Origin of the sequence: Dysosmobacter acutus, assembly GCF_018919205.1 — a bacterium.
Taxonomy (GTDB): domain Bacteria; phylum Bacillota; class Clostridia; order Oscillospirales; family Oscillospiraceae; genus Oscillibacter; species Oscillibacter acutus.
The window spans coordinates 2,527,831-2,539,936 of record NZ_JAHLQN010000001.1 but is presented as its reverse complement, the minus strand read 5'-3'; the positions used below and the strand labels follow the sequence as shown (position 1 = coordinate 2,539,936).

Below are 12,106 nucleotides of genomic sequence, written 5' to 3'. Positions count from 1 at the left end.
TATAATAAATGTACTTCATGAGAAAATGTCCTATATAAAGTAAAGACAGGAGATTTTACTGTATTATGATTACCGGAGAATTAAAACACAAAATAGACAGCCTTTGGGAGACCTTTTGGACCGGCGGACTGACCAATCCGCTGACAGTCATTGAGCAGATTACCTATTTAATGTTTATCCGCGATCTGGACGATACAGATAGCCTCCGCTCCAAAGAGGCTTTGATGCTGGACCAGAAATATACCAGTGTCTTTGACGGGGAATTCACCGTCGGGGAGAAACAAATGCCCGGTACCCAGTTTAAGTGGTCCGTTTTCCATGACCTGCCTGCCGCCGCCATGTTTGAAATCGTCCAAAATGGCGTGTTCCCATTTATTAAAAACCTCCACCCCGATAAGGACAGCGCCTACGCCACCTATATGGCGGACGCTATTTTTATGGTGCCTACCGCTCAGAAATTGAGCCAGATCGTGGATCAAATGGATGGAATTTATGATACTGTACTGAAAGAGAAGGAAAAGAAAGCGGATGTGCGTGGCGACCTGTATGAGTATCTGCTTTCAAAGCTCTCCACGGCAGGCACCAACGGACAGTTCCGCACGCCGAGGCACATCATCAAAATGATGGTGGAGCTGCTTCAGCCAGAACCGGGCGACATCATCTGCGACCCCGCCTTTGGCACCGCCGGTTTTCTGGTGGCTGTGGGAGAGTATCTTCAGGAACATTACCATGATGAACTGGCGTATGACGATGAGAAAAAGAAGCAGTATCATAACACAATGTTTACCGGCTATGATATGGACCGCACCATGCTGCGCATCGGAGCTATGAACCTGATGATGCACGGCGTTGCTAATCCCCAGATTGCATATCGGGACAGCCTTTCCGACCAGAACACGGACACAGAAAAATACACAAAAATTTGGGCCAATCCCCCGTTTAAAGGCAGCTTGGACTATGACATTGTGGCGACAGATTTGTTGAAGGTCTGCAAGACGAAGAAAACAGAGCTGCTATATCTGGCGCTTTTCCTGCGGATGCTGAAAGTGGGCGGGCGGTGCGCCTGCATCGTGCCCGACGGGGTGCTCTTCGGCTCCTCCACCGCCCATAAGGCCATCCGCAAGGAACTGATTGAAAAAAACAGGTTGGAGGCGGTGATCTCCATGCCCTCCGGCGTGTTCAAGCCCTACGCCGGCGTGTCTACCGCCGTATTGGTCTTCACTAAGACCGGACACGGCGGCACGGATGAGGTGTGGTTCTACAACATGAAGTCCGACGGTTTTAGTCTGGATGATAAGCGCGTCGAGGTGCAGGAGAACGACATTCCTGACATCATTGCCCGGTTTCAAGACTTAGATGGGGAGAAGAAACGCGCCCGCACGGAGCAGTCCTTCCTGGTGTCCCTGCAGGAGATCGTGGACAACGGCTACGATTTGTCCATCAACAAGTATAAGCAGGTGGAGTACGTACCCGAGGAGTACCCCTCTACCCAGGAAATTTTGGAGGACCTCCATAAACTGGAGATGGAGATCACCAAGGGCCTGGAGGAGTTGGAGGGGATGCTATGAGAGTCTATATAGAAGATGTTTGTGAAATCTTGGATAGTAGACGTATTCCAATCACAGCTTCAAATAGAAAGGCTGGACCATATCCTTATTTGGGGGCAAACGGGATTCAAGATTATGTGGCAGATTACATTTTTGATGATGATTTGGTTTTACTTGCAGAAGATGGAGGAAATTTTTGCTCAAAAGAGAGACCTATTGCTTATAGAGCATCAGGAAAATGCTGGGTAAATAATCATGCGCATGTTTTAAAGCCTAAACCAGGGCTTGACGTTGATTATTTGTGTTACTCATTGATGTTTTATGACGTAAGTAATCTCATTAACGGAGCGACTCGTCAAAAGCTGACACAATCAGATATGAGAAAAATGCAAATTTCCTATCCTGTATTGGAAGAACAAAAAATAATTGTCTCTCAACTAAATGCAGTAGGTAGTCTGATTATAAAACGTCTTCAGCAACTTACCAAACTGGATGAGTTGGTCAAATCCCGATTTATTGAACTGTTTGGCGATCCCGTAGCAAACCCAATAGGATGGCCGATTCGTGAGTTATCAGAATTTATTGAATTTCTCACATCTGGATCGCGTGGCTGGGCAAAGTACTTTACCAATGAAGGCGAATACTTTATTACAATTAAAAATGTAAAAAATTGTAAAATTACTCTTAATGATGTTCAACATATTGTGCCACCTGATAATGCAGAAGCAAGACGTACAAAAGTTCAAGAAGGCGATTTGTTGATTAGCATCACGGCAGATTTAGGAAGAACTGGCGTTGTTTTAAAAGAAATTGCAGAGCATGGTGCTTATATAAATCAGCATCTGACCTGCATCAGGTTAAACAAAGCCGCAATATGCCCTTTGTATGTTGCATATTACATGGAGAGCGAAGCTGGAAAAAGCCAGTTCCAAGCAAAAAATCAAAGTGCTGTAAAAGCTGGACTTAATTTTAACGCGATCAATACATTGAAGCTAATGGTACCGCCCATAGAACTACAAAAGGAATTTATTTCCTTTGTCGAACGGACTGACAAATCAAAATTAGCCATTCAAAAGAGCCTCGATCAATTGGAAACCCTAAAGAAAGCCCTCATGCAGCAATATTTTGGGTGAGGTGATATCACATGACCAATTTCGACTTCCTCAAATCTGACGCTCAGTTCTCCGCCTTTGCCAATGCGGCCATCGCAGCCGAGCGGGTCTATCAGATCGATGTGCCCACCTGTGTGCTGAACTGTCGGCGGGCTCTGGAGTTTGCCGTCAAGTGGATATACTCGGTGGATGAGGGCCTGGCCATGCCCTATCAGGACAACTTGGTCAGCCTGATGAACACCCGGGAGTTTCAAGACCTACTGGACGACCGGAACCTGTGGCGGCGGATGGACAGCATCCGCAAGATGGGCAACGTGGCCGCCCACAGCGCGCAGAAGCTCTCAAAGGGACAGGCCCAGCTGGCCTTGGAAAACCTATTCTACTTCATGGATTTTGTGGCCTGCTGTTACAGCTCAGGCTATCAGCCCAGGGAGTTCGACAAATCCCTGCTGGAGGCCCCCGCCCCGACCGCCGCGCCAACCACTACGCCCGAGGTGGATCTTAAAGCACTCATGGCAGAGAACGAGAGCCTCCGCGCCCAGCTCACTGCCCGGCGGACCGAGCAGGAGAAAAACTATGTCTCCAAGCCCCTGGACCTTACCGAGTATGAAACCCGCAAGCGCTACATCGACACCATGCTCCAGGATGCGGACTGGACCGAGGGCGTGGACTGGATTTCCGAATATCCCCTGGAGGGGATGCCCAGCAAGTCCGGCGAGGGCTTTGCCGACTATGTGCTTTTTGGCAGCGACGGCAGACCCTTAGCGGTGCTGGAGGCGAAGCGCACCTGTAAGGATGTGGCTGTGGGGCGGCAGCAGGCAAAGCTGTACGCGGATTTGCTGGAGCAGAAGTTTGGCCGCAGACCCGTCATCTTCCTGTCCAACGGTTTTGATACCCGTATCTGGAACGACCGCTATTACAACGAGCGTCCGGTGTCCGGCATCTACGCCAAGCGGGATTTGGAGAAAGAGTTCAACAAGCTCACCATCCGTACACACTTGGATGACATCCAAATCAGCAACGCCATCTCCGACTACTACTACCAGAAGGAAGCGATCCGGGCGGTGTGTGAGGCATTTGACCGGGAAAACCGCCGCAAAGCCCTGCTGGTTATGGCCACCGGCTCGGGCAAGACCCGGACGGTCATCTCTTTGGTGGACGTGCTGTTGCGCCACGGCTGGGTGAAAAACGTGCTTTTTCTGGCCGACCGCAACAGCTTGGTTACCCAAGCCAAACGGGCCTTCACCAATTTTCTGCCGGACCTATCCGTTATAAACCTGTGTGAGGACAAAGAGCATGTCTCGGCACGGGCGGTTTTCTCCACCTACCAGACCATGATGGGATGCATCGACGACGTACGGGACGAGGCCGGCGGAAAGCTCTTTACGGTGGGGCACTTCGATCTGATTATCGTGGACGAGGCCCACCGCAGTATTTACCGCAAATATCAGGATATTTTCAACTACTTCGACGCCCATCTGGTGGGCCTTACCGCCACGCCCCGGGATGAGATCGACAAGAATACATATGGCATTTTTGAGTTGGAGGAGGGCGTGCCCACCTATGGGTATGAGCTGGACCAAGCAGTGCAGGACGGCTATCTGGTGGATTTCCGCAGCCTTGAGACCACCTTGAAGTTTCCAAGCAAGGGCATTGCCTACGACGAGCTTTCCGCCGATGACAGGGAACAGTATGAGGACTCGTTTACCGATGAAAACGGCGATCTGCCGGACCGGATTGAAAGCGCGGCCCTCAACGAGTGGGTCTTTAACGAGGATACCATCCGTAAGGCCCTGGATATTTTGATGACGCAGGGCATCCGGGTGGATTATGGAAACAAACTGGGAAAAACAATTATTTTCGCGAAGAATCACCGTCATGCCGAAAAAATTTGTGAGGTATTTAACCGGGAATATCCCGCCTGTGTAGGCTGGGCAAGGGTTATTGACAACTATACCAACTATGCACAAAGTGCGATTGACGAGTTTTCCACGCCGGACAAGCTGCCTCAAATTGCAATCTCCGTGGACATGCTGGATACAGGAATTGATGTACGGGATATTGTCAACCTGGTATTTTTCAAGAAGGTCATGAGCAAGTCCAAGTTTTGGCAGATGATTGGCCGCGGAACCCGCCTATGCCCGGGATTGCTGGACGGAAAAGATAAGGAATGTTTCTATATTTTTGATTTCTGCGATAACTTTGCGTTCTTCCGCGTCAATCCCAAAGGCAAGGAGGCGGCCCTCCAGACATCATTGCAGGAGAGAATTTTTAACTTGAAGTCGCAGATTGTCCTCCGTCTTCAGGAGCTGGAGTATCAGACTGAAGAACTCGCGGCCTTTCGGAAGAACTTGGTAGCTGAGTTGTTGAATGCGGTGCGAGGTCTTAGAGAATTGGGCGGTTTTGCTGTGCGCCAGCATCTGCGGTATGTGGAGCGGTTCTCAGATCCGGAGGCTTATACGGCCCTGACTTATGAGAATACCCTTCAACTGGAAGAACTGGCTCCGCTCCTGCCGCCCAGTACGGACGAGGCCACTGCGGTCCAATTCGACTCTTTGATGTATGGGATCGAACTGGCTTATCTGGTTGGTAAGACATATACGAAGGCCAGAAAGGACTTGATGAAAAAAATCAGGGCAGTGGCCGATGTATCGAATATTCCAGCCATCAATACACAGAAAGCATTTTTAGATCAGCTCCTCCACACTGACTATGTGGAATCCGCTGGGATCAACGAATTTGAACAGATCCGAGAGGCTATGCGTGACCTGATCAAGTATATACCCTTGAAAGAACGGCATTTTGTAGAGACTGATTTGGCAGACGAGATTGTGTCCATGGAATGGCATGAGTCGGAGCTGGAAAGTCACGACTTGGACAGCTACAAGAAAAAAGTGAATTACTATATTCGTCAGCATCAGGATGAGCTGGTCATCGCCAAGCTTCACAGCAATCAGCCGCTGACTGAGCAGGATGTGGAGCAGTTGGAACGCATCCTCTGGAGTGAGGTCGGAACAAAAGAGGAATATCAGCGGGAATACGGCGCCAAGCCGTTGGGGGAGCTGGTTCGTGAGATCGTGGGCCTGGACATGAACGCGGCGAAGGCAGCGTTCTCACAGTATTTAGGCGATGTGAATTTGGACCAGAGGCAGAGCTACTTCGTGAATCAAATTATCAATTATATTGTCAGGAATGGACTGATGAAAGACCTGTCCGTACTGCAAGACACGCCTTTTACCGCTCACGGCAGCGTTGTTGAGATTTTCACGGATATGAATGTCTGGATGAAAGTCCGCAAAGTAATCGAGTCCATCAATGCCAATGCGGTAGCCTGATCAGAAGGATCAAATGATATTTAGCTGAAAAGGCCAGCGGATATATGATGTATCCGCTGGCCTTTTCAAGTATTCATACTCGAGTAATTTAGCCACCATTTTTACTTTCTTAACCTTTTACAGCATGATTGTGTAGCAATATAATATCTTTCGGTTAAAATCTCGGAAACAGGCTTGTCCACTGAATTTCCAGAGGTTTTCTCCTTTTGCTGTCTCCGTTAAAGAAATACTACACCCAAAATGCCGACCAGGAGGATTTGATTTCCATTGGGACCATCGGGCTGATCAAGGGGATCAGCAGCTTCGATCCGTCTAAAGGCGCGCGGCTGGCCACCTATGCGGCCCGCTGCGTGGAAAACGAAATTTTGATGTACTTCAGAAGCCAGAAGAAGTTGCAGGGCGAGGTGTCCCTCTCTGATTCCATAGAGACGGACAAGGACGGGAATTCCCTCATGCTGATGGACGTGGTGGGAGTGGACGACACCATGCTGGAGGATCTCCACGACCGGGATAACAGCATACGAATCCGTCATCTGGTGCAGGAGTGCCTGACGGAGCGGGAGGCGCAGATCATCCGCCTGCGCTACGGCCTGGGGGGCGGAATTCCCCAGACCCAGCGGGAGGTGGCCAAGGTGTTCGGCATCAGCAGAAGCTATGTATCCCGCATTGAAAAGAGGGCGCTGAACAAATTGGAAGAGGCGCTGGGCGCGGAATAGCGCGCCTGATACTGAGTGAAGAAGTCGATACTGCCCGGGGAAAGTCTTCCAGCTATTTTGACAGCAATTGATGGGGAAAAGCGCCATTCTTTGACAGATGCTCCGTTGACAAATCCCACAGCAATGTGCTAAAGTTTTACCAATCTGAGACCGGGGAAAGTGTGTGGCCCCGGCATGTTGTGGGAGGGGAAATAGGATGCTGGATATTCTGTACGCAATTTCTGATTTTCTGTGGGGCACGCCCATGACGGTGGCGCTCTTAGGAACAGGGCTCTTTTTATCGATTGCCTTTGGCTTCCGGTATAACTTCCGGAAGATCGGTTTCCACTTCAAAAATACCTTTGGAAAGATGTTCAAGAAGGGAGAGGGGACCGGCACGGTCTCTGGCTTTGCCGCCGCCTGCACCGCCATGGCCAATACCATCGGCGTGGGAAATATCGGCGGCGTGGCCACGGCCATCGTGGCCGGAGGGCCGGGCGCCGTGTTCTGGATGTGGGTCTCAGGCCTTTTGGGAATGTCCACCAAGGCCTGCGAGATCATCCTGGGCCAGCGTTACCGGGTGAAATACAGCGAGTCCATGGATGAGTACATGTGCGACCGCTCCTTTGTGATGAAAAATGCGCTGGGCTGGAAGCGGGGCGCGGTGGTCCTGTCGGCAGCCTGCTTTATCCTTGGCCCCTGGACCTGCTGCGTCCAGACGGAGTCCGTCACCAGTTCCCTTCAGGAGGGGTTCGGCATTGACCCGCTGATCTCCGTCATTGTGCTGGGCGTCACCTGCCTGCTGACCATCGCCGGCGGGCTGAAGCGCATCTCCTTCATCATGGAGCGGGTGGTGCCCTTTATGGCCATGCTCTATATCCTGGGCGGCCTTGGTATTTTGCTGATGAACCTGCCTCAGGTGCCCGCGGCATTCAGCCTGATCTTCAAGAGCGCCTTTACGCCCATGGCCGGGGTGGGGGGCTTTGCCGGCGCCACCGTCCGGGACGCCATCCGCTACGGCATTGCCCGGGGACTCTACTCCAACGACGCCGGAACCGGCTACGGCATCATTGCCCACGCCTCCGCCAAGACGGATCATCCGGTCCGCCAGTCCTCCTGGGGCTGGGGCGAGGTATTTTTGGACACCATCGTGGTCTGCTCCGTCACCGCGCTGTCCCTGATCCTGACCAATGCCTACATCGACTATCCGGAGATCGACAGCGCCCAGCTGACCACCGTGGCCTTCAAGGTGGCCTACGGCGATTTCGGCGGCTGGTTCATGGCCATTGCCATCACGATTTTTGCATGGACCACCATCATCGGCATGTACTACAGCTGCGAGAAGTCGGTTAACTATGCCTTTGGCGACACCAAGGCCAACCGCCGGGCCACCTGGGTCTACATGATCTATTACATGGTGCCCTGTGTGGTGCTCTACAATATCCAGGCGGATGCGCTGTGGGCTATGACCGATATCCTCTCCGCGGTTTATGTGATTATTACCCTGATCTTCATCTATGCCAAGCACAAGGAGATTTTCCGCCTGTTCCACGATTTCTGGGACCGCTTTATCCCGGCCCAGCGCAGAGGGGAGCATCCGGAGAACGTCAGCTATGGCACGGTGGACGAGAAGGCGGAAAAGGGAGTGTAAACAATGCGTACCACATTTGCTGAGACGTTGGAAAAAACAGGCGGCGTGATTGTCATTGACGGCTCTATGTCCACGGCCCTGGAGGCGCTGGGCTGCGATCTGAACGACAGCCTCTGGACCGCCAAAGCGCTGGCGGAATCTCCGGAGAAGGTCAGGCAGGTGCACCTGAACTATTTCCGCTCCGGAGCTGACTGCGGGATTACCGGCAGCTATCAGGCCACCATCCCCGGCCTGATGGCAAAAGGGTTTACCTGCCAGCAGGCGGAGGGGCTGATCACCCGCTCGGTGGAGCTTTTCCTGGAGGCGCGCCGGGAGTGGTGGGACGCCGAAGGGAAGGACAGCGGCCGGGCCTATCCCCTGTGCCTGGGCGCTGTGGGTCCCTATGGAGCTTACCTTGCCGACGGATCCGAATACCGGGGAAACTACGGCATTTCTGAAAAGGAGCTCTACGACTTCCATCGCCGGCGCATGGAGCTGCTGTGGGAGGCGGGGGCGGATCTGCTGCTGATCGAAACCCAGCCCTCCATGGACGAGGCGCTGATTGAGGCTCAGATTGCCGAGGAGTTAGGCGCGGCCTATTGGATCAGCTTCAGCTGCAAGGATGGCTCTCACATCAACGAGGGCGATCATATCCGCTCCTGCGCCGAGCGGCTGAGCCGCAAGCACCCCGGACTCCAGGCCATCGGCGTCAACTGCACGCCGCCCCAGTTTGTGGAGAACCTGATCCGGGAGCTGAAGGACAGCTGCGGCCTGCCTGTGGCGGTCTACCCCAACAGCGGCGAGGAGTACGATCCCGCCACCAAAACTTGGCACGGCAGCCGGGACGGCATGCGCTTCGGCGACTACGCCCGCCGGTGGATGCGCTCCGGGGCCAGCGCGGTGGGAGGGTGCTGCCGCACGCTGCCCTCCCATATTGAAGAGGTGGCCCGGGCCAGGGAGGCCTATCTGAAGCTGTGCCGGTGAGGGTACGTCAGAAGACATTTGAATAGAGCAAATAAGCGGGCCGCAGAACTTCTGCGGCCCGCTTTTGACATGGCATTTACTGGTAGATGGGGAACTGCTGGCAAAGGGCGTTGACCTCGGACTTGACCTGGTCCCGGGTGCCCTCGAAATCCTTGGCGGTCATGGCCATCCACTGGGCGATCTTCACCATCTCCGGCTCTTTGAAGCCGCGGGAGGTGGCGGCGGGCGTGCCCACCCGGATGCCAGAGGTGACAAAGGGCTTTTCCGGATCGTTGGGGATGGAGTTCTTGTTGACGGTGATCTGGACCTCGTCCAGGCGGCGCTCCAGCTCCTTGCCGGTGATGTGGAAGTTGCGCACGTCCACCAGCATCAGGTGGTTGTCGGTGCCGCCGGAAACCAGGCGGAAACCCTGCTTCTGGAGCTCCTCGGCCAGCACAGCGGCATTTTTTACAATCTGCTGCTGATAGGTCTTGAACTCAGGCTTCAGCGCCTCGCCGAAGCAGACGGCCTTGGCCGCGATGATGTGCATCAGCGGGCCGCCCTGGGTGCCGGGGAACACGGCGGAGTTGATCTTCTTGAAGATGTCGTCGTCGTTGCACAGGATCATGCCGCCCCGGGGACCGCGGAGGGTCTTGTGGGTGGTGGTGGTCACCACGTCGGCGTAGGGCATGGGATTGGGGTGGAGGCCCGCGGCCACGAGGCCCGCGATGTGGGCCATATCCACCATCAGATAGGCGCCCACGGCGTCAGCCACCTCACGGAATTTGGCAAAGTCGATGGCGCGGGGATAGGCGGAGGCACCGGCAATGATCATCTTGGGCTGGCACTCCTTGGCCACCTGCATCAGAGCGTCGTAGTCGATGGTCTCGGTCTCCTCGCCCAAGCCGTAGGGGACGATGTTGAAGTACTTGCCGGAGATGTTGACGGGGCTTCCGTGGCTCAGGTGTCCGCCGTGGGCCAGGTTCATGCCAAGGATGGTGTCGCCGGGCTTTACCAGGGCAACAAAGGCCGCCAGGTTGGCGGAGGCTCCGGAGTGAGGCTGGACGTTTGCATGCTTGGCACCGAAGAGCTCACAGGCACGGTTGCGGGCGATCTCCTCGGTGACGTCCACAGCGTAGCAGCCGCCGTAGTAGCGCTTGCCGGGATAGCCCTCGGCGTACTTGTTGGTCAGGCAGGTGCCCATGGCCAGCATGACGGCCTCGCTGACAATGTTCTCAGAGGCGATCAGCTCAATGTTGCGGCATTCGCGGTTGAACTCTTCACGAATGGAGGCGCCGACTTCCGGGTCGGCCTGTTCGAGAAAATCCATGGTTTCCTTAATCATTGGGAAAGTTCCTCCTTCAATTTCTTCCATAAGCAGATGGTGCGCGCCTGGTTCTCAAAAGCTGTAACGCAGAACCGGATTGCGGGCGGCACCCACCTCGTCCAGGCGGCGGACCGGCGTGCACACCGGCGCGTCGTGCAGAGCCTGGGGATTGGCCTTGGCCTCCTTGTAGAGTTTCAGGAACACGTCGCAGGCGTGGTCCATTGTCTCCTTGCTCTCCGTCTCCGTGGGCTCCACCATCAGCGCCTCATGGACGATGAGGGGGAAGTACATGGTGGGCGGATGGATGCCGTTGTCCAAAAGGCCCTTGGCGATGTCCATGGCGGATACGCCGGTCTCGTTGTGGAGCCGGTCCAGGGTCATGACGAACTCATGCATGCAGTAGCCGCCATAGGCCATGTCATAGGTGTCCTTCAGCCGCGCCATCATGTAGTTGGCATTGAGAACGGCGTTGCGGGCGGCCTCGGGGATGTTCTCCTTGCCCAGGGTCATCATATAGGTCATGGCTCTGACCACCACGGAGAAGTTGCCATAGTAATTCTTCATGCGGCCGATAGAGTGTTTTGGGGTGCAGAAGGCGTATCTGCCGTTTTTCTCCGCCACGGCGGGACCGGGCAGGAAGTCCTTCAAAAGAGCCTTGCAGCCCACCGCGCCGGAGCCGGGGCCACCGCCGCCATGGGGCGTGGAAAAGGTCTTGTGTAGGTTGAGATGGATCACATCAAAGCCCATATCGCCGGGGCGGACCACACCCATGACCGCGTTGAGATTGGCGCCGTCATAGTAGCAGAGGCCTCCCGCGTCGTGGACGATCTGGGTGATCTCAAGGATGTTTTTGTCAAAGATGCCCACGGTGTTGGGATTGGTGAGCATCAGTCCGGCGGTGTCGGGGCCGACGGCCGCCCGGAGAGCCTCCAGGTCCACGCATCCGTCGGGAGCGGAGGGAATATTGACCACGGTGAAGCCGGCCATCACGGCGGAGGCGGGGTTGGTGCCGTGGGCGGAGTCGGGGACGATGATCTTCTTGCGGGCAAGGTCCTTGCGATGGGTGTGGTAGGCCTTGATGAGCAGAAGGCCGGTGAACTCACCCTGGGCGCCGGCCGCGGGCTGGAGCGTCACGCCGTCCATGCCGGTGATCTCGCAGAGGTACTTCTCAGCGGTGTACATCGCCTCCAGGCAACCCTGGACCGTCCCCTCGCTCTGGGAGGGATGGACTTGGGTGAAGCCGGGCAGGGCGGCCATATCCTCATTGATCTTGGGGTTATATTTCATGGTGCACGAGCCAAGGGGATAGAAGCCGTCATTGACACCGTGGACCCGCTTGGCAAGGGCGGTGTAGTGGCGGGTCAGCTCGTTTTCGCACACGTGGGGCAGCCGGAGGGGAACCTGGCGGGTTTCCTTCAGCTTGACAACCGGCACGTCGCACTCGGGCAGAAGGGTCATGTGCTGCTCAGGGGAACCCTGCTCAAAAATCAGTTTCAT

At 54.7% G+C, this 12,106-nt stretch carries 8 protein-coding genes; 6 read left to right on the top strand and 2 right to left on the bottom strand.

Features of this window, described 5'->3' with window-relative positions:
- Window positions 1-65 precede the first annotated feature (65 nt).
- The 6 genes from KQI82_RS12215 (at window position 66) to mmuM (ending at window position 9,303) form a co-directional block, all read left to right on the top strand.
- On the top strand, window positions 66-1,568 hold the full coding sequence (locus KQI82_RS12215) for a type I restriction-modification system subunit M (RefSeq protein WP_216633020.1): 1,503 nt from the start codon (window positions 66-68) through the stop codon (window positions 1,566-1,568).
- Window positions 1,565-2,680, top strand: coding sequence for a restriction endonuclease subunit S (locus KQI82_RS12210; RefSeq protein ID WP_216633019.1), 1,116 nt, complete (start codon window positions 1,565-1,567; stop codon window positions 2,678-2,680). Before KQI82_RS12215 ends, KQI82_RS12210 begins: the two co-directional genes overlap by 4 nt.
- 11 nt (window positions 2,681-2,691) lie before the next feature.
- On the top strand, window positions 2,692-5,994 hold the full coding sequence (locus KQI82_RS12205) for a DEAD/DEAH box helicase family protein (protein ID WP_216633018.1): 3,303 nt from the start codon (window positions 2,692-2,694) through the stop codon (window positions 5,992-5,994).
- Between the two features lie 206 nt (window positions 5,995-6,200).
- A complete protein-coding gene (locus KQI82_RS12200; RefSeq protein WP_216633017.1) occupies window positions 6,201-6,710 on the top strand; it encodes a sigma-70 family RNA polymerase sigma factor in 510 nt (169 codons plus the stop codon).
- Window positions 6,711-6,906: 196 nt separating this feature from the next.
- Complete coding sequence (locus KQI82_RS12195) at window positions 6,907-8,340, top strand: alanine/glycine:cation symporter family protein (RefSeq protein WP_216633016.1); 1,434 nt, start codon at window positions 6,907-6,909, stop codon at window positions 8,338-8,340.
- A gap of 3 nt (window positions 8,341-8,343) precedes the next feature.
- Complete coding sequence (mmuM, locus tag KQI82_RS12190) at window positions 8,344-9,303, top strand: homocysteine S-methyltransferase (RefSeq protein ID WP_216633015.1); 960 nt, start codon at window positions 8,344-8,346, stop codon at window positions 9,301-9,303.
- A gap of 76 nt (window positions 9,304-9,379) precedes the next feature.
- Here the strand turns inward: mmuM and glyA are convergent, their stop codons facing one another.
- Window positions 9,380-10,627, bottom strand: coding sequence for a serine hydroxymethyltransferase (gene glyA / locus KQI82_RS12185; protein WP_241426703.1), 1,248 nt, complete (start codon window positions 10,625-10,627; stop codon window positions 9,380-9,382).
- Between the two features lie 54 nt (window positions 10,628-10,681).
- The gene (gene gcvPB, locus KQI82_RS12180; RefSeq protein ID WP_216633014.1) at window positions 10,682-12,106 is read right to left on the bottom strand and encodes an aminomethyl-transferring glycine dehydrogenase subunit GcvPB; all 1,425 of its coding nucleotides are present in this window, start codon (window positions 12,104-12,106) and stop codon (window positions 10,682-10,684) included.